Below are 17,454 nucleotides of genomic sequence, written 5' to 3' on the forward strand. Positions count from 1 at the left end.
CATGGCCCAGCACGCGCCCCAGACCGCCTGGATGCCGGACCTGTGCCGGCTGCCGCGGTTGGGCGCCATGCTGGGCCTGGCCGAACTGGTGGTGCTGGTGGTGACCCTGGTGCCCGACGCCGGTGCGGCGCGCAGTATCACCCTGTCGCGCTTTGTCTCTGCCAGCGGCCTGGCGCTATGGCTGGCGCTGGCGGTCAGCGTGCTGCTATGCGTCCTGCGGCCGGCGTTGTCGCGGCTGCCGCCACGGGTGGGCGGGCTGGCCGCGCTGTCGATCGCCGCGGTGGTGGCGATGCTCGGCGCCGGAATCGTGCACGCCCTGTACGCGGCGCTCGACCAGGCCCCGCTCGGTCCCCTGGTCGGCTTCTGGCGCTTCACCCTGGGCAGCGCGGCGACGGTGGTGCTGATCACCGCGCTGGCATTGCGCTACTTCTACGTCAGCGACCGCTGGGAAGCGCAGGTGCAGGCCAATGCGCGTGCCCAGGCCGATGCCTTGCAGGCACGCATCCGTCCGCATTTCCTGTTCAACAGCATGAATCTCATCGCCAGCCTGCTGCGCCGCGACCCGGTGGTAGCCGAGCAGGCGGTGCTGGACCTGTCGGATCTGTTCCGCGCCGCGCTCGGTGCCGGCGAAGGCATGTCCAGCCTGCGTGCCGAATGCGAACTGGCCGAACGCTACCTGGCGATCGAATCGCTGCGCCTGGGCGAGCGCCTGCAGGTGCGCTGGCACCGGCAGGAGCCGTTGCCGTGGGAGCTGCCGATGCCGCGCCTGGTGCTGCAGCCGCTGGTGGAAAACGCCGTGCTGCACGGCGTCTCGCGCATGCCCGAGGGCGGCACGCTGTACCTGTCGCTGCGCCAGCGCGGCAACCAGTTGCAGATCCGTATCGTCAATCCGGCCCCGCAGCCGGGCACCCAGTTGCCGCTGGTGGCCGGGGCCGGGCATGCCCAGGCCAGCATCTCGCACCGGCTGGCGTTCCAGTTCGGGGCCGGGGCACGGATGGCGGCCAGCTGGGCCGAGGGCTACTATGCCTGTGAGATCACATTGCCGCTGTCGTGACGGGGGAGTCGCTGCAGCGAAGGGGGATGTCCATGACGGCCACGCAAGTGCGGGTGCTGATCGCCGATGACGAGCCGCTGGCGCGCGAGCGCCTGCGCCTGCTGCTGGGCGAACATCCGCATGTCGAAGTGATCGGCGAGGCCGAAAACGGCCAGCAGGTGCTGCAGCAGTGCCATCACCTGCATCCGGACCTGGTGTTGCTGGACATCGCCATGCCCGGCGTCGACGGCCTGGAAACCGCGCGCCTGCTGCGCCAGAGCCAGCCGCAACCGGCGGTGGTGTTCTGCACCGCCTATGACCAGCACGCATTGTCGGCCTTCGATGCCGCCGCGCTGGACTACCTGATGAAACCGGTGCGCCCCGAACGCCTGGCTGCCGCACTGGAAAAGGTGGCCACCTTCCTGGCCGGGCGCGCCCCCAGCGCCACGCCGCCGCCGTTGCGCACGCATCTATGCGCACGCCTGCGCGGCAGCCTGCGGCTGATCGCCATCGGCGACATCCGCTACCTGCAGGCCGAGGAAAAGTACGTCATCGTCCACCACGCCCGCGGCGAGGACCTGATCGAAGAGTCGCTCAAATCGCTGGAAGACGAATTCGCCGACCGCCTGGTGCGCATCCACCGCAATTGCCTGGTCGCGCGCGCCGAGCTGGTGGAACTGCGCCGCAGCGGCGATGGCCAGGTGCACGCAGTGCTGCGCAACGTGCCGCACCCGCTGGAAGTGAGCCGCCGCTGCGTGGCCAGCCTGCGCGAGCAATTGCGTTAGTGCGTGACCTGTCACGTGTGCTGAGGTGCGTTGCTCGGTCGCGGCACTGTGCTGCGGGCGCCGGCGTGCGCTCCAGGTAGGAGTTACGCGCCCGGTCCGTGATAATGGCCCGATGACCACGCTCCGCATCGCTACCCGTAAGAGCCCGCTCGCCCTCTGGCAGAGCGAACACGTCGCCGCCGCGCTGCGCCAGCACCACCCCGGCCTGGAGGTCGCGCTGGTGCCGATGAGCACCCGCGGCGACGAGGTGCTGGACCGTTCGCTGGCCGCGATCGGCGGCAAGGGCCTGTTCCTGAAGGAGCTGGAGCTGGCGATGCTGCGCGGCGAGGCCGATTGCGCGGTGCATTCGCTCAAGGATGTGCCGATGGAGCTGGACGCGCCCTTCGTGCTGCCGGCGATCATGGAGCGCGGCGATGCCGCCGACGCATTGGTGTCCAATCTCTATGCCAACCTGCAGGCGCTGCCGCTGGGCGCACGCGTGGGTACCTCCTCCTTGCGACGTCAGGCGCAGCTGCGCGCGGCCCGCCCGGATCTGGAATTGATCGACCTGCGCGGCAACGTCAACACCCGCCTGGCTAGGCTCGATAACGGCGGTTACGACGCCATCGTACTGGCCTGCGCCGGCCTGCAGCGGCTGGGACTGGATGCGCGCATCACTGCGCGTCTGGACGTCCCTGACTGGCTGCCGGCACCGGCCCAGGGCGCGGTGGCGGTGGAATGCCGTGGCGACGATGCGCGTATCCATGGCCTGCTGGCAGTGCTGGACGCCGGCCGCACGCGCGCCTGCGTGGAAGCGGAGCGGGCGATGAATCGCGCGCTGCACGGCAGCTGCCATGTGCCGGTGGCGGCATTCGCGCGTTGGGAAGGGCAGGGCCTGTTCCTGCAGGGCATGGTGGGCAGCGCCAGCGATGGACGCCTGATCCACGCCGAGGCGCACGGCAGCGCTGACGACACCGAGGCCCTCGGCCGCCTGGTCGCGCAAGGCCTGTTCGACAAGGGCGCCGCGCAACTGCTGGCCGAGCTGTAACGCGCCGTCGCGTCAGCCGGTAACACGACCGGTATCGACGCCAGCGCCCAGGCGCAACCTCCAGACCTGGCCGCGACGCACGCAATGCCCGCCCGCACGCAACCCCCGCTCTTCGTAGGAGCGGCCCCGGCCGCGAGAGGCTTTATCGGGAACGCCCTCGCGGCCAGGTCCGCTCCTACCGCTCGCGGTTGCGTAGTCGAATGTCTGGGCCCATTGACCACCGCGTCGCGCAGGGGCCTCTTCGGCAAGCTGCGCTCTTCGTAGGAGCGGCCCCGGCCGCGAGAGGCTTTCCCGGGAAAGCCCTTCGCAGCCAGGGCCGCTCCTACAGATTGCGGTTGCGTAGTGGAGTGTCTGGGCCCATTGACCGCCGCGTCGCGCAGGGTCTGTCCGGCAAGCTGCGCTGTTCGTAGGAGCGGCCCCGGCCGCGAGAGGCTTTACCGGGAACGCCCTCGCGGCCAGGTCCGCTCCTACAGATTGCGGTTGCGTAGTCGAACGTCTGGGCCCATTGACTGCCGCGTCGCGCAGGGTCTGTCCGGCAAGCTGCGCTCTTCGTAGGAGCGGCCCCGGCCGCGAGAGGCTTTATCGGGAACGCCCTCGCGGCCAGGTCCGCTCCTACCGCTCGCGGTTGCGTAGTCGAATGTCTGGGCCCATTGACCGCCGCGTCGCGCAGGGTCTGTCCGGCAAGCTGCGCTCTTCGTAGGAGCGGCCCCGGCCGCGAGAGGCTTTACCGGGAAAGCCTGTCGCGGCCAGGTCCGCTCCTACCGCTCGCGGGTGTTTACTTGAACGTATAGACCAGGTTGACCGTGGTTAGGGTGTCGGTCTTCTTGTCGCCGTCGCTGACCTCGCTGTTGTGGCGCATCTGCCAGGCGGCCTTGAGCGCGAAGTGCGAGTTCATGCTGACCTGCACGCCGAAATCGTTCTGCGCGTAGGTGTTGTATTCGCCCGATTCCACCAGCAGCGTGTTGATCAGGTCGGTGTTGTCAGTGACGGTGTACTTGAGGTCGAACAGCCCGCGCCCGATCAGCCCGGTCTCGTTGCGGTCTTCGTCGCTGTTGTGCGCGCGCCGGATACCCGGGCCGATCTGCGCATCCAGGTAGAAGCGCTCGGCATCGATCAGGCGCGTGCCGTAACCGATACCGAAGGTGGCCAGGCGGTCGTAGGTTGCAAAGTCATCGTGTTCGTAACGGCCGGTGGCGGTGAGCTGGCGGTGCTCGCCCAACTGCAGCGCGCTGCCGGCGCTGCCGGTGTAACGCTCAGCAGTGGTCTGGCGCTCGCGCGAGGTGCTGCCGTCGTCGTTGGTGTTGGTGTATTCGGAACTGGAGCGCAGCGCGGTGGCATCCAGGCTGTGGATCCAGTCACCGTCGGTATAGCGCAGGCGGATCCGGCCATTGAGGCTGTCGGTGGTGCTGTTGCCGTGGGCGGCGGCATAGCCGAGCTCGCCACTGCTCCCGCCCCACGGCGACGGCATCACGGCTGCGGCAGGGTCCGCCGGGGCCGGTGCGACTGCCTGGGCCCAGACGGTGGGCGTGATCAACAACAGCGGCAGCAGGGCAGACAACGGGGCACGGCGGGACATGGGCGGCTCGCTTTGGAGGACAGGGGCGAAAGAGGGTGGAAGCGATTTCATGATAACGGACTGAGCGGCTGCGTCATGAGTAAGTGAACGCCGCGCTTCAGAAGGGGTTCGGGCGTCGGCTTGCGCAACGGCAGCGGCTGGCGCATCGCAACCAGGCCCGGCCTTCGCGCGCTGCAGGCCCGCGGCCCGCCCGCCCGCGCGCAGTGGCGGCGCCGATCCAGGCATGATTGCCGGTGTACAGCGACGCTCACCCTGCCACGCAAAGACTCGGACATAATCGACGCATGGACCGCTACGAACGCATCAACTCCCTGCATCGCTTGCTCAAATCGGCACGCTACCCGGTCACGGTGGCGCGGCTGCAGGATGAGCTCAGCTGTTCCCGCGCAACCGTGTACCGCGACCTGGCGTTTCTGCGCGATGCGCTGATGGCGCCGGTGGAAGGCGACGGCGAATCGGGGTTCCGCTATCTCTCCGGCGAAAGCGACCGCTTCGAACTGCCCGGCCTGTGGCTGAGTTCGGAAGAGCTGCATGCGCTGCTGGCCTCCCAGCAACTGCTGGCGCGCACCGGTGGCGGGGTGTTGTCCTCGATGCTGGCGCCGCTGCAGCAACGCATCGAAGGGCTGCTGGCCGCCCAGGCCGGCGTGTCGCAATGGCCGGTGGACCGGGTGCGGGTGATTCCGCACCGCGGCCGCAAGCTGGACGAAGCCAGCTTCCGCACCGTGGCCTCCGGCGTGCTGGAGCGCAAGCAGCTGAGCTTCGACTACCGCGCCCGTTCCACCGACGAATCGACCAAGCGCACGGTGTCTCCGCAGCGCATCACCCACTACCGCGACAACTGGTACCTGGACGCCTGGGACCACGGCCGCGATGGCGTGCGCAGCTTTGCGGTGGACCGCATCAATCACGCACGCCTGCTCGAGAGCGTGCCGCGCGATGTGCCCGACAGCGAGCTGGACGAGCAGCTGGCGGCCAGCTATGGCATTTTTTCCGGCGCGCCCAAGGGCTGGGCGACCATCGTGTTCAGTGCCAAGGCCGCGCGCTGGGTCGCCGACGAGCACTGGCATTCCAAGCAGCAGGGCCGCTTTCTGGCCGATGGCCGTTACGAGCTCAGGGTGCCGTACAGCAACTCGCGCGAACTGCTGATGGACGTGCTGCATTACGGCTCGGACGCGGAGATCGTCGAGCCGGTCTCGCTGCGCGAGCAGGCCAAGGCACTGCTGTCGTTGGCCTTGAGCAATTACGACTGAGCATGGCCAGGCCGTGGCGCGGGGTGCGAGTCGTCATGCGACAGGTGCCCGCGCGGTGAGGGTGCTGATTCGGCGCCCCCACGGCGTGCTGACATGGCCATCGCCGGTTGCGCGCGTCGGTGTTGTGCGCTGCGTCCGGAAACCGCGCCAGGAGGCTGGCACATCATGAAGTGGAGATCGGTGCCGGCCGCGACGCCGCACGCCTGGTTTGCCCGACCGGCGCATCCAGTCGGCTGACGCCTGGAACAATCGACGCCGGCCGGGTAACCGACCGGCCCGCCAATGTCAGCGCTTGTTGGGCACTTCAAAGCCCAGGCGGTCCACCTGCTCGCGCAGCTGCGGCACGCGCTTGAGCTTGTCGGTGTAGATGGAATAGTCATCGCGCATCTTGTCGACCAGCTTGCGGTACTGGTCGCGGCTCATGTCCGGCTTGCGCGCGAAGATCCAGGCCAGGTCGCGGCCGGGGTAGGAGATCAGCATCCACGAACCGTCCGGTGCGATTTCCAGGATGCGCTGCTTGGCCGGGATGACCTTGTAGAACCATACCCGCCAGTCGCGGTTGCCGCTCTCGGCATCCACCGAGGCGCGCGCGTTGACCTCTTTCTCCGGCTCGCCGAAGCCCTCGCGGTACACATAGCGCACCGCCACCTTGCCGTCTTCGACCAGGGTGTACTCGTCGCGGCTGGTGACGTGGCCGCGCTCGACCGGGTTGGGCATGCGTGCGATCACATACCAGGTGCCCATGATCTTGGACAGATCGACCGCCGGCTCGCTGGCAGGCGCGTCCTTGGCGGATGCCACGGGCAGGCCGAGGACGAACAGAAAAGCGAGGGCGATCGTAACGGTCAGGCGCATCGCAACATCACAAAGGGGCAGTTGGAGCAGCACACTACCGCATGCAGGGGGCAAGTTCGCGTCAACGGTCGGGTCTGGCGCACGCGGCCGCCTCGGACGCGGTAACCGGGCGCCCGGGTCCGGGTGCGGAAGCGGACCCGGTTGGTGGCCTGGCGGTGGTTGTCGAACTGCGCCGCCGGCACCCGGCAAGGCGGTCTCTCCGGTTTTCGCCGCCAGGTCGCAGTCGGTGAGATGGGCGCAGGCAATCCTGCCGGCCTGTCCTGATCCTTCCTGCCACGGAGTGCCGCCATGTCGATTCGTCCTTCCCGTCGTTCCGAACGTCCCGACCCGCGCGTGCTGCGCCCGGTCCGGCAGATCGCCCTGGCCGGCCTGGCCCTGGTGCTGGTGTGGCCAGCCGCGCGCGGCCACAGCGAGTGGATCGGCTGGCTGCCGCTGTGGCTGGTCGGCATGCCGATGCTGGCCTGGTGGAGCCTGCACCGGTTCGCATTGCCGGCCCTGGTGCGGCCAGGTGCGCGGCGCGGTGCGCCACGTCGGCGCGGGCCGCAGGCGCAACGCCGACGTGGCGCTTCGCGCGCGGCAACACAGGCGCGCGCGGCCTGACCTTCGGCAGGGTCGGGCGGCGGAGGGCTATGCTACGTTCCCGGCGTTCGTTCTCCCGGAAACATTCATGTCCAAACTCGCCTCGATCTGCCTGGTTGCCGGTCTGATCACCGCTGGCGCCGTCTCTGCAGAGGAAACCGCCGTGTCCAACGATCCCTACGCCTGGCTGGAAGATGTTTCCGGCGCCAAGTCGCTGGACTGGGTCAAGGCCCAGAACGCCAAGACCGAGGCGCGCCTGGCGGCCACGCCGGCCTTCAAGCAGATGGAGACCAGCATCCGCGAAGTGCTGGATTCGGACGCGAAGATTCCCGGCGTGCAGAAGATCGGCGAGTACTACTACAACTTCTGGAAGGACAAGCAGCACGAGCGCGGCCTGTGGCGGCGCACCACGCTGGACGAATACCGCAAGCCGGCGCCCAAGTGGGAAACGGTGCTGGACCTGGATGCGCTGAACAAGGCCGAAGGCGAGAACTGGGTCTGGCACGGCGCCGACTGCCTGCGCCCGGATTACCAGCGCTGCCTGATCGCGCTGTCGCGCGGCGGCGCCGATGCCGATGTCACCCGCGAGTTCGATCTGGCCGACAAGCAGTGGGTCAAGGACGGCTTCTTCCGTCCCGAATCCAAGGGCGGGCTGGGCTGGATCGACCAGGACACCGTCTACGTGTTCACCGATTTCGGTGCCGGCACGATGACCAGCTCCGGCTATCCGCGCATCGCCAAGCAGTGGAAGCGCGGCACTCCGCTCAGCGCCGCCACGGTGGTGTACGAGGGCAAGCCGACCGACATGTACATCGCCGCGATGCACGACGACACGCCCGGATTCGAGCGCGATTTCGTCAGCCGCACGCTGGCCTTCTACAACGAGGAGCTGTATCTCAAGGGCGCCGACGGCAAGCTGGTCAAGGTGGATGCGCCCAACTCGGCCAGCAAGTCGGTCAAGCGGCAATGGTTGACCCTGGAACTGCGCGAACCCTGGACCGTGGCCGGCAAGACCTACAAGGCCGGCTCGCTGCTGGCGACGCGCTTTGACGACTTCATGGCCGGCAAGCGCAGCTTCGATGTGCTGTTCGAGCCCACCGACAGCACCTCGCTGGCAGGTATCGCCTGGACGCGTTCGCACCTGGTGTTGAACGTGCTGGAAGACGTCAAGAACCGCCTGAGCGTGATCACGCCTGGGCAGGATGGTTGGAAGAAGAGCGCCTTCGTCGGTGCGCCGGCGTTCGGCACCGTCGACGTCAGCGCGGTGGACAGCGACGACAGCGACGCGCTGTGGTTGACCGTTACCGACTACCTGACCCCGACCACCTTGTCGTGGGTGGAGGTGGGCACCGCGCCGCAGCCGCTCAAGGCCATGCCGGCGTTCTTCGATGCCGGCAAGGACAGTATCGAGCAGCACTTTGCCACCAGCAAGGACGGTACCCGCGTGCCGTATTTCCTGGTGCGTCCCAAGGCGTTGAAGCTCGATGGCAGCGCGCCGACCCTGCTGTACGGCTACGGCGGTTTCGAGATTTCGATGACGCCCAATTATTCCGGCGGACTGGGCCGTGCCTGGCTGGAGAAGGGTGGCGTCTACGTGGTGGCCAACATCCGCGGCGGTGGCGAATACGGTCCGCGCTGGCACCAGGCCGCGCTCAAGCAGAACCGCCACAAGGCCTATGAAGACATGGCTGCGGTGGCCAAGGACCTGGTGGCGCGCAAGATCACCTCGACCAGGCATCTGGGCGTGCAGGGCGGCAGCAATGGCGGGCTGATGACCGGCAACATGCTGACCCAGTATCCGGAGCTGTTCGGCGCGGTGGTGGTGCAGGTGCCGCTGCTGGACATGAAGCGCTACAGCCATCTGCTGGCCGGTGCCTCGTGGATGGCCGAGTACGGCAACCCGGATACCGACGACTGGAAGTTCATCCAGACCTTCTCGCCGTATCACCTGTTCGACCCGAAGAAGACCTATCCGCCGGTGATCTTCCTGACCTCCACGCGCGACGACCGCGTACATCCGGGCCACGCGCGCAAGATGGCCGCCAAGATGATCGAGGCCGGCAAGGACGTGACCTATTACGAGAACATCGAAGGCGGCCACGGCGGCGCGGCCAACAACGCACAGGCCGCACACATGGCGGCGCTGGCCTACAGCTTCCTGTGGGAGCGGCTGGCGGATTGAGTTGTCGACTCAAGGCAACTCCGTAGTTCGAGTTGTCTTGATCAGGTGCTGCGTTGAAGAAAGCCCTGGGCCGAATGGTCCAGGGCTTTTTTATTGGTTCCGTCTCCCATCGGCAGAAGGTGCCCGAAGGGTGGATGAGGGTACGCGCGCACGCCACGGGCTACGCCCAGCAGGGTGCCCTTGCAGCCACGCGTGGCTGCGGCGCTTGGTTCGCTTCAGGGCGAGGCAAGCCCACAAACAGCAATGCAAAAGCCGCGGCAAACAGCAGTCACGGCTGTTTACATCGATGCAGTGAACCTGCGTCCACGTCCAGGCGCTGTTCGACGAGAGGCGCCGTGCGCACTGGCGCTGGTTCGATCAAAGACGTTGCAAACCACGCGCAATCCGCTCCACCGCCTGCTCGAGGCGCGGCAGGCTTTGCGTATAGGCGATGCGGACGTGCTGGTTGGCGCGGTGGTGGCCGAAGTCGATACCGGGGGTGAAGGCGACATGCTCGGTTTCCAGGAAATGCGCGCAGAAGGCCTGGGCATCGTCCGAAAATGCGCTGATATCGGCATACAGGTAGAACGCACCCTGCGGTTCGACGGCGATGTTCAAGCCCAGTGCACGCAGCGCGGGCAGCAGATAGTCGCGGCGTTGCTGGAACTCGGCGCGGCGGGCTTCGAAGATGGCGATGCTGTCGGGCGTGAAGCAGGCCAGCGCGGCGTGCTGGGCGATCGTGGAGGCGCTGATGTAAAGATTCTGCGCGAGTTTCTCCAGCTCCGGCACCGCTGCGGGCGGAGCGACCAGCCAACCCAGGCGCCAGCCGGTCATGCCGAAGTACTTGGAAAAACTGTTCAGCACGAAGGCGCTGTCGTCCACTTCCAGCACGCTGTGCGCATCCATGCCGTAGGTCAGACCGTGGTAGATCTCGTCCACCACCAGGTGGCCGCCGCGTGCATGCAGCGCCTGCGACAAGCCGGCCAGTTGCGCGCGCGACAGCACGCTGCCGGTGGGATTTGCCGGCGAGGCGACCAGTGCGCCGACACTGTCGGCGTCCCAGCAGGCGTCGATCAGGCCTGGCGTCAGCTGGTAATCGGTGTCTGCGCCGACCGGCACCAGTTGCGCGGCGCCTTCGACCAGGCGCAGGAAATGCCGGTTGCAGGGATAGCCGGGGTCGGCGAGCAGCCAGTGTTTGTCCGGGTCGACCAACAGGCTGCTGGCCAGCAGCAATGCGCCGGAGCCGCCAGGAGTGACCAGGATGCGTTCCGGATCGATAACGCAGCCGTACCGCTGCGCGTAAAACCCGGCGATGGCGGCGCGCAGCGCGGGCAGGCCGCGGGCGGCGGTGTAGCGGGTGTGTCCGGCCGCCAGTGCGGCCTGTCCGGCCGCGACGATCGGTGCGGCGGTGGTGAAATCCGGTTCGCCGATCTCCAGGTGGATCACATCGTGGCCGGCCTGTTCCAGCGCATTGGCGCGCGCCAATAGCGCCATCACATGAAACGGCGCGATGTCCTGGCTGCGGCGGCTGTAGCGGGGGGCATGCGAATGTAGGGAGTCCATACCGAAGAGGATAGAGCAGCATGACCTCGGGCACATGACGCTCCCGGCCGGGCTCTTCCACACTCGGGTGCTGGGATGGCATTGCGTTCATCCAACGGACCCCAATCTGATGAAGCCTGTCCTCGCCCTTCTGATCGCCAGCCTGATGACCACATCTGTTCCTTCCGCCTTCGCAGCTCTCCCGCCGCCACCGGACGTGGCCAAGCGTCCGCATGTGGTCAAGGCCCCGTTCGGCGCCACCCGCAGCGACGACTACTACTGGCTGCGCGACGACAAGCGCGAGGACAAGGCGATGCTGGCCTACCTCAACGCCGAGAACGCCTACACCGACACGGTGATGGCGCCGCTCAAGCCGCTGGAAGACACCCTGTATACCGAGATCGTCGGGCGCATCAAGCAGGACGACGCCAGCGTGCCGTATCGCGAGCGTGGCTACTGGTATTACACGCGCTTCGAGGTCGGCAAGGACTACCCGATCCAGGCGCGCCGCAAGGGCAGCATGGACGCGCCGGAACAGATCCTGCTCGACGTCAACCAGATGGCGCAGGGCAAGGGCTACTTCAGCGTCGGCGATGCGGAAGTCAGCCAGGACAATCGCGTCCTGGCCTGGGCCGACGATGCGGTGGGCCGTCGCCAGTACACGATCCGTTTCAAGAATCTGGACACCGGCGAGATCTACCCCGATACGGTGGAAGGCGTGTCGGCCAACGTGGTCTGGGCCGACGACAACAAGACCCTGTTCTATGTCGAAAACGATCCGGAAACGCTGCTCACCGTGCGGGTGAAGAAACACGTGCTGGGCACGCCCTCCAAGGACGACGTGCTGGTCTACGAGGAGAAGGACGACAGCTTTTACATGGGCATCGGCCGTACCCGCGACGACAAGTACATCACCATCGGCGTGGAAAGCACGGTGTCGTCGGAGACGCGTTATGCGCCGGCCGACAATCCCGAGCGGTTCACCCTGCTGGCCAAGCGCGAGCGCGATGTCGAATATCACCCCGAGCATTTCGATGGCCGTTGGGTGATCCGCACCAATGCCGATGGCGCCAAGAATTTCAAGCTGGTGACCGCACCCACCGATGCGACCACGCGCAAGCAGTGGACCGACTGGGTGGCGCACGATGACAAGGTCTATATCGAAAACTTCGAGCTGTTCGACGGGTTTACCGCGATCGAAGAGCGCTCCGGCGGGCTGGAACGCGTACGCCTGCTCAAGGGTGATGGCAGTCATGAGTACGTCAAGGCGGACGAGCCTGCGTATTCGATGGGCCTGGCGGTCAATTCCGAGCCGGACACCGAGTGGTTGCGCTACAGCTACACCTCGCTGACCACGCCGGCGACCACCTACGAACTCAATACGCGGACCGGCGAGCGCAAGCTGCTCAAGCAGCAGCCGGTGATCGGTTACGACGCCGGCAAGTACGTCACCGAGCGCGTCTGGGTAACTGCGCGCGATGGCGTCAAGGTGCCGGTGTCGCTGGTGTACAAGCGCGGCTTCAAGAAGGACGGCACTGCGGCGTTGTTCCAGTACGCCTACGGCAGCTACGGCATGTCGATGGACCCGGCCTTCAATCTGCCGGCGATCAGCCTGCTGGACCGTGGCGTGGTGTATGCCATCGCGCACATCCGCGGCGGCCAGGAAATGGGCCGCCAGTGGTACGACGACGGCAAGCTGCTGCACAAGAAGAACACCTTCACCGACTTCATCGACGTCACCCGCGGCCTGGTGGAACAGGGCTATGCCGCCAAGGACCGCGTCGCCGCTTCCGGCGGCAGCGCCGGTGGGTTGCTGATGGGTGCGGTGGCCAACATGGCCCCGCAGGACTATCGCGTGATGGTCGCGCAGGTGCCGTTCGTCGACGTGGTCACCACCATGCTCGATGCCAGCATCCCGCTCACCACCAACGAATACGACGAGTGGGGCAACCCGGAAAAGAAGGCCTATTACGATTACATGCTGTCTTACTCCCCGTACGACAACGTGACCAGGCAGGCCTACCCGGCCCTGTTCGTCGGCACCGGTCTGTGGGATTCGCAGGTGCAGTACTGGGAGCCGGCCAAGTGGGTGGCCAAGCTGCGCGACGACAACACCGGTACCCAGCCGATCGTGTTCCGCACCAACATGGAGGCCGGTCACGGCGGCAAGTCCGGCCGCTTCCGCCGTTACCGCGAACTCGCCGAGTCCTATGCGTTTGTGCTGGATCAGCTCGGGGTCAAGTAGTTGAGGGGCGGGGATTGGGGAGTCGGGATTGGGGATTGGTAAGGACGGGACTCTTCCAGCCCTGCGTGCCGACGTCCCCCATCCGCCGTTCGGGCCCCTTCTCCCGGTGCGAGAAGGGGATGCCCGGACCATCTCGGCGCCCGCTGGCCGTATCATTTACCCATGACGCGACCGACTCGATTCCGCTGGGCCTGGTGGTTGCTGGCCTATGCCAGCCTGGCGACCGGCATCGTCGGTATCTTCGTGCCCGGCCTGCCGACGACCGTGTTCATCCTGATTTCCGCCTGGGCCGCCTCGCACGGCTCCGAGCGCCTGCACAACTGGCTGCTCTCGCACCCACGCTTCGGCCCGGCGATCGTCGAGTGGCAGACCTATCGCGCGGTCAGCCGCAAGGCCAAGTGGATGGCCACGCTCACCATGACCGTCTGCGCCGGCGTCATGCTGTGGTGCGTGCCGGTGTTCTGGGTCAAATGCCTGTCGATCGGCAGCATGGCGGTGGTGGCGATCTGGCTGTGGCTGCGCCCCGAGCCGCCACCGCGCGCGCTGCCCGCTGCGCATTGAGCGCACGGCAGTCAGGGTGTTCTGGCTATACTTCGGCCATGAGCCTCATGTCCCGACCGTCTGTTCGTCTCGCACTGGTTGGTGCGACCTTTGTCCTGCTTGCCGCCTGCGGCAACAAGGGCCCGCTGGTGATGCCGCAGAAGCCGGTGCCGGTGGAAGCCCAGCCGGTGCTGCAGCCGCCGGATGCGCCGCAACCGCTGAATGAGTCCTCGCCTGCGCCTGCGCCGGTGAACACCGATACGCAGCCCGCGCCCACCACCGACCAGCCCGCTAGCAGCGGCAATGAGCGCTGACGGCCGCAGCGGGCGTCTGCGTTTCACCAAAATGCATGGCGCCGGCAACGATTTCGTGCTGCTGGACCTGCGCGACGGCACGCCGCCGCCGGATGCGGCGCTGGCCGCACGTCTGGCCGACCGCCATTTCGGGGTGGGCTGCGACCAGATCCTGACCATCGAACCCCCGCGCAGCAGCGAGGCGGTGGCCGCGTACGGCATCTGGAATTCCGACGGCTCGGCCGCGCGCCAATGCGGCAACGGCGCGCGCTGTGTGGCGGCCTGGCTGGTGCGCGACGGCACCGCGCAGGGCGATGACTTCGTCATCGATAGCCCGTTCACCTCCCACCGCGTGCAGCGTCTGGACGCCGGCACCTATGCGGTGGCGATGGGCGTGCCGCAGTTCGAGCCCACGCAGATCCCGCTGGCCGGCTTTGCGCATGCGCGCGAGGAATACGCGCTGCCGGTGCATGGCGAAACCGTGCGCTTTGGCGCGGTGTCGATGGGCAACCCGCATGCCGTGGTGGAAGTGGGGCGGGTGGAGGCGGCGCCGGTGGAACGCGTCGGCGGCCTGTTGCAGCAGAACGCCGCGTTCCCCGATTCGGTCAACGTCGGCTTTGTGCAGGTGGTCGACCCGACGCATGTGCGCCTGCGTGTGTTCGAACGCGGCGTCGGCGAAACCCTGGCCTGCGGCAGCGGTGCCTGCGCAGCGGCGGTGGTGCTGATGCAGCGTGGCCGTGTCGAGCGCGACGTGCAGGTGTCCTTGCCCGGCGGCGAGCTGCGCATCCGTTGGGCCGGCGAACAACAGGAGGTCGTGATGTCAGGCCCGGCCGTGTTCGTCTTCGATGGAGAGTGGAACTGATGAGCGAGAACACGGACAAATTCAGCGCGCACGAAGTGGCAACCTGGTTGCGGCGCCACCCGACCTTCCTCAAGCAGTTCCCGGATCTGGCGGTGAGTCTGCTGGTGCCGCGCGACGACGGCCCCACCGCCTCGCTGGCCACCTATCAGCTGGAAGTGCTGCGCGACAAGAACCGCGAGCTGTCGCGGCGCCTGCACGAGCTTGGCCACAATGCGCAGGACAACGAGCGCCTGGCGGTACGCACGCATCAACTGACCCTGGCGCTGATGCGCCAGACCAGCGCGGCCGACACGCTCAAGGCGATGGCCGCCTCGCTGGCGGAAGATTTCAATGGCGAACTGGTGCGGCTGGTGTTGCTCAAGCCGGTCACCGGCCTGGAGGCCGACTGGCTGCAGGTCATCGCCGCCGACGATGCACGGCTTGCACCGTTCCGCGATTGCCTGAGCGACGGCGAGCCGATCTGCGGCCGCCTGCAGGCGGAAAAACACGCGCTGCTGTACGCCGACCAGGCTGCCAACGTGCAATCCACTGCGCTGCTGCCGTTGCCCGGCATCGGCCTGATTGCGGTCGGCAGCAGCGACGCCAACCGTTTCTATCCCGGCATGGGCACCTTGTTCCTGCGCATGATGGGCGAGTCCCTGGGCGTGGCCTTGCAGCGCTTCGACACATGATGCGCCGTGCAGGGTGCGCCGATGCGTGCAGCCTGCGCTGGATGGCCGCGCCGATGGTGCGGCAGCGAGGAATCTGAGGTGGCGTCGGTCGACGACTTCCTGGGATACCTGCAGGTCGAGCGGCAGGTGTCGGCGCATACGCTGGATGCCTACCAGCGCGATCTTGCCGCGTTGGTGGGCTGGGCCGGCGAACAGGCCATCGACGATGTGGCGCAGCTCGATAGCGCACAGTTGCGGCAGTTCGTTGCGGCCGAGCACCGGCGCGGGTTGTCGCCCAAGAGCCTGCAGCGTCGTCTGTCGGCATGCCGCAGTTACTACGCCTGGTTGCTCAAGCATGGCCGCATTGCCGCAAGTCCGGCGGCGGCAATGCGTGCACCCAAGGCGCCACGCAAATTGCCGCAGGTGCTCGATGCCGATGAAGCGGTGCGTCTGGTCGAGGTGCCCACCGACGCGCCGCTGGGCCTGCGCGATCGCGCCTTGCTGGAGCTGTTCTATTCATCCGGGCTGCGCCTGAGCGAGCTCTGCGCGCTGCGCTGGCGCGACCTGGATCTGGACAGCGGCTTGGTGATGGTGCTCGGCAAGGGCGGCAAGCAGCGCCTGGTGCCGGTAGGCTCGCATGCGATCGGCGCGCTGCGCGACTGGCTGCGCGACAGCGGCGGGCGTGCCGACACGCATGTATTCCCCGGCCGCGCCGGCGGTGCGATTTCGCAGCGCGCAGTGCAGATCCGCATCAAGCAACTGGCAGTGCGCCAGGGCATGTTCAAGGACGTGCATCCGCATATGCTGCGGCACAGCTTTGCCAGCCACATCCTCGAATCCTCCGGCGACCTGCGCGGCGTGCAGGAATTGCTCGGCCATTCGGATATCGCCACCACGCAGATCTATACGCATCTGGATTTCCAGCATCTGGCCAAGGTCTACGACGCTGCGCATCCGCGCGCCAGGCGCAAGAAAGCTGCTGAGTGAGTGGCGCGGCGTGTGTTGCGCTTGGCGGTTAACCACTTCTCTGAAGTACCGCCGCGTGCGAATCGCCGCTCTTGAGCCCCTATCGCATTGGGAGAGGGGCAAGAGCGCAGGCATCGGCGCCTGTACGCGCATCCATGCGCGGGCCTGCGTGGTTACTCGGGCCGGAGCGTTTGTTGCAGTGATGCGCATATGACGGCCGCGTACTGCGGTGACAGGTTTGCGCAGCAGCGTCTCCGCGCCGGCGACGATCACCCGGTTCATCCCGAAGCGCACACCACGCTCCCAATCGTTCTCGTGTGCGGCTGCTCGATGCCTGCGTACCGGTAGCGCACACGCATGCTGTCTGCCGTCTGAGCGCGCTGCATCAGTCGCCCGCGCCGCATGCGCGCAGCATGCTTGAACCCGGCAGGGGCGTCCCCACCTCATTGGAAACCCCCGGAGGACCCATGGACCCCAGCCAGAACCCCAACATCGTTCACGCCACCACCATCATCTCGGTTCGGCGTGGTGGGCATGTCGCCGTTGCCGGCGATGGCCAGGTCACCCTCGGCCACACCGTCATGAAGGGCAATGCGCGCAAGGTGCGTCGGCTCGGCCGCGAGGGTCAGGTGCTGGCCGGTTTTGCCGGTGCCGCCGCCGATGCGTTCACCCTGTTCGAGCTGTTCGAAGCCAAGCTCGACAAGCATGGGCAACTGACCCGTGCCGCCGTGGAGCTGGCCAAGGATTGGCGCACCGAGCGCCGCCTGGGCAAGCTCGAGGCGCTGCTTGCGGTCGCCGATAAGGAAACCTCGCTGATCATCAGCGGGACCGGCGATGTGATCGAACCGGAAGACGGCATCATCGCCATCGGTTCGGGCGGTTCGTACGCCCTGTCGGCTGCCCGCGCGCTGCTGGCGCACACCGAGCTCGATGCCAAGACCATCGCCACCGAGGCGATCAACATCGCCGGCGATATCTGCATTTATACCAATCGCAATGTGGTGGTCGAAGAGCTGTGAATCGGGATTTGGGATTGGGGATTCGCAAAAGCACTCCTTTCCCTGCGCCCGGACACGCATCGATCGTTCCT

At 66.9% G+C, this 17,454-nt stretch carries 16 protein-coding genes; 13 read left to right on the plus strand and 3 right to left on the minus strand.

Annotation, left to right across the window (positions count from 1 at the left end; genetic code table 11):
- Position 1 precedes the first annotated feature (1 nt).
- The 3 genes from DGN21_RS03150 (at position 2) to hemC (ending at position 2,845) form a co-directional block, all read left to right on the plus strand.
- Positions 2–1,054, plus strand: coding sequence for a sensor histidine kinase (locus DGN21_RS03150; RefSeq protein WP_024937790.1), 1,053 nt, complete (start codon positions 2–4; stop codon positions 1,052–1,054).
- 32 nt (positions 1,055–1,086) lie between these two features.
- Complete coding sequence (locus tag DGN21_RS03155) at positions 1,087–1,818, plus strand: LytTR family DNA-binding domain-containing protein (RefSeq protein WP_016903806.1); 732 nt, start codon at positions 1,087–1,089, stop codon at positions 1,816–1,818.
- A gap of 112 nt (positions 1,819–1,930) precedes the next feature.
- Positions 1,931–2,845 carry a hydroxymethylbilane synthase gene (gene hemC / locus DGN21_RS03160; protein WP_065032133.1) on the plus strand — a complete coding sequence of 305 codons (915 nt, stop codon included), beginning with the start codon at positions 1,931–1,933 and terminating at the stop codon, positions 2,843–2,845.
- A gap of 775 nt (positions 2,846–3,620) precedes the next feature.
- Here the strand turns inward: hemC and DGN21_RS03165 are convergent.
- Positions 3,621–4,421, minus strand: a complete 801-nt coding sequence (locus tag DGN21_RS03165) for a DUF481 domain-containing protein (protein ID WP_024940220.1) — start codon at positions 4,419–4,421, stop codon at positions 3,621–3,623.
- A gap of 284 nt (positions 4,422–4,705) precedes the next feature.
- Here DGN21_RS03165 and DGN21_RS03170 point away from each other — a divergent pair, with 284 nt between their 5' ends.
- On the plus strand, positions 4,706–5,671 hold the full coding sequence (locus tag DGN21_RS03170; RefSeq protein ID WP_102252855.1) for a YafY family protein: 966 nt from the start codon (positions 4,706–4,708) through the stop codon (positions 5,669–5,671).
- A gap of 285 nt (positions 5,672–5,956) precedes the next feature.
- Here DGN21_RS03170 and DGN21_RS03175 read toward each other — a convergent pair whose 3' ends face one another.
- A complete protein-coding gene (locus tag DGN21_RS03175; RefSeq protein ID WP_016903639.1) occupies positions 5,957–6,526 on the minus strand; it encodes a lipocalin family protein in 570 nt (189 codons plus the stop codon).
- A gap of 288 nt (positions 6,527–6,814) precedes the next feature.
- Between DGN21_RS03175 and DGN21_RS03180 the strand changes: the two genes are divergently transcribed.
- Entirely contained in the window at positions 6,815–7,126 is a 312-nt protein-coding gene (locus DGN21_RS03180) for a hypothetical protein (RefSeq protein WP_102254872.1), read from the plus strand.
- 67 nt (positions 7,127–7,193) lie between these two features.
- The gene (locus DGN21_RS03185) at positions 7,194–9,287 is read left to right on the plus strand and encodes a prolyl oligopeptidase family serine peptidase (protein ID WP_126965504.1); all 2,094 of its coding nucleotides are present in this window, start codon (positions 7,194–7,196) and stop codon (positions 9,285–9,287) included.
- 357 nt (positions 9,288–9,644) lie between these two features.
- On the opposite strand, the gene DGN21_RS03190 is transcribed toward DGN21_RS03185, so the two are convergent.
- Positions 9,645–10,829: a pyridoxal phosphate-dependent aminotransferase gene (locus DGN21_RS03190; RefSeq protein ID WP_126965503.1), complete on the minus strand. Its 1,185-nt coding sequence runs from the start codon at positions 10,827–10,829 to the stop codon at positions 9,645–9,647.
- Between the two features lie 109 nt (positions 10,830–10,938).
- Between DGN21_RS03190 and DGN21_RS03195 the strand changes: the two genes are divergently transcribed.
- The 7 genes from DGN21_RS03195 (at position 10,939) to hslV (ending at position 17,383) form a co-directional block, all read left to right on the plus strand.
- Positions 10,939–13,053, plus strand: a complete 2,115-nt coding sequence (locus DGN21_RS03195) for a S9 family peptidase (RefSeq protein ID WP_160955228.1) — start codon at positions 10,939–10,941, stop codon at positions 13,051–13,053.
- 162 nt (positions 13,054–13,215) lie between these two features.
- The gene (locus tag DGN21_RS03200) at positions 13,216–13,614 is read left to right on the plus strand and encodes a YbaN family protein (protein ID WP_126965502.1); all 399 of its coding nucleotides are present in this window, start codon (positions 13,216–13,218) and stop codon (positions 13,612–13,614) included.
- Between the two features lie 38 nt (positions 13,615–13,652).
- Positions 13,653–13,907 carry a lipoprotein gene (locus DGN21_RS03205; RefSeq protein ID WP_126965501.1) on the plus strand — a complete coding sequence of 85 codons (255 nt, stop codon included), beginning with the start codon at positions 13,653–13,655 and terminating at the stop codon, positions 13,905–13,907.
- Positions 13,897–14,748 carry a diaminopimelate epimerase gene (gene dapF, locus DGN21_RS03210; protein WP_126965500.1) on the plus strand — a complete coding sequence of 284 codons (852 nt, stop codon included), beginning with the start codon at positions 13,897–13,899 and terminating at the stop codon, positions 14,746–14,748. The genes DGN21_RS03205 and dapF overlap by 11 nt, the downstream gene beginning before the upstream one ends.
- Entirely contained in the window at positions 14,748–15,419 is a 672-nt protein-coding gene (locus DGN21_RS03215; RefSeq protein ID WP_160955229.1) for a DUF484 family protein, read from the plus strand. The genes dapF and DGN21_RS03215 overlap by 1 nt, the downstream gene beginning before the upstream one ends.
- 78 nt (positions 15,420–15,497) lie before the next feature.
- Entirely contained in the window at positions 15,498–16,385 is an 888-nt protein-coding gene (gene xerC / locus DGN21_RS03220; protein ID WP_126965498.1) for a tyrosine recombinase XerC, read from the plus strand.
- Positions 16,386–16,831: 446 nt separating this feature from the next.
- The gene (gene hslV, locus DGN21_RS03225; RefSeq protein WP_005997221.1) at positions 16,832–17,383 is read left to right on the plus strand and encodes an ATP-dependent protease subunit HslV; all 552 of its coding nucleotides are present in this window, start codon (positions 16,832–16,834) and stop codon (positions 17,381–17,383) included.
- The last annotated feature ends 71 nt before the right edge of the window (positions 17,384–17,454 follow it).

Origin of the sequence: Xanthomonas sp. MLO165 (assembly GCF_018831305.1) — a bacterium.
GTDB lineage: Bacteria > Pseudomonadota > Gammaproteobacteria > Xanthomonadales > Xanthomonadaceae > Xanthomonas > Xanthomonas arboricola.

What these genes read in the sequence shown, in the direction of transcription:
- DGN21_RS03150 (WP_024937790.1), top strand. Translation starts at nt 2, where the DNA reads ATGGCCCAGCACGCGCCCCAGACCGCCTGGATGCCGGACCTGTGCCGG.
- DGN21_RS03155 (WP_016903806.1), top strand. Translation starts at nt 1,087, where the DNA reads ATGACGGCCACGCAAGTGCGGGTGCTGATCGCCGATGACGAGCCGCTG.
- hemC (WP_065032133.1), top strand. Translation starts at nt 1,931, where the DNA reads ATGACCACGCTCCGCATCGCTACCCGTAAGAGCCCGCTCGCCCTCTGG.
- DGN21_RS03165 (WP_024940220.1), bottom strand. Translation starts at nt 4,421, where the DNA reads ATGTCCCGCCGTGCCCCGTTGTCTGCCCTGCTGCCGCTGTTGTTGATC.
- DGN21_RS03170 (WP_102252855.1), top strand. Translation starts at nt 4,706, where the DNA reads ATGGACCGCTACGAACGCATCAACTCCCTGCATCGCTTGCTCAAATCG.
- DGN21_RS03175 (WP_016903639.1), bottom strand. Translation starts at nt 6,526, where the DNA reads ATGCGCCTGACCGTTACGATCGCCCTCGCTTTTCTGTTCGTCCTCGGC.
- DGN21_RS03180 (WP_102254872.1), top strand. Translation starts at nt 6,815, where the DNA reads ATGTCGATTCGTCCTTCCCGTCGTTCCGAACGTCCCGACCCGCGCGTG.
- DGN21_RS03185 (WP_126965504.1), top strand. Translation starts at nt 7,194, where the DNA reads ATGTCCAAACTCGCCTCGATCTGCCTGGTTGCCGGTCTGATCACCGCT.
- DGN21_RS03190 (WP_126965503.1), bottom strand. Translation starts at nt 10,829, where the DNA reads ATGGACTCCCTACATTCGCATGCCCCCCGCTACAGCCGCCGCAGCCAG.
- DGN21_RS03195 (WP_160955228.1), top strand. Translation starts at nt 10,939, where the DNA reads ATGAAGCCTGTCCTCGCCCTTCTGATCGCCAGCCTGATGACCACATCT.
- DGN21_RS03200 (WP_126965502.1), top strand. Translation starts at nt 13,216, where the DNA reads ATGACGCGACCGACTCGATTCCGCTGGGCCTGGTGGTTGCTGGCCTAT.
- DGN21_RS03205 (WP_126965501.1), top strand. Translation starts at nt 13,653, where the DNA reads ATGAGCCTCATGTCCCGACCGTCTGTTCGTCTCGCACTGGTTGGTGCG.
- dapF (WP_126965500.1), top strand. Translation starts at nt 13,897, where the DNA reads ATGAGCGCTGACGGCCGCAGCGGGCGTCTGCGTTTCACCAAAATGCAT.
- DGN21_RS03215 (WP_160955229.1), top strand. Translation starts at nt 14,748, where the DNA reads ATGAGCGAGAACACGGACAAATTCAGCGCGCACGAAGTGGCAACCTGG.
- hslV (WP_005997221.1), top strand. Translation starts at nt 16,832, where the DNA reads ATGGACCCCAGCCAGAACCCCAACATCGTTCACGCCACCACCATCATC.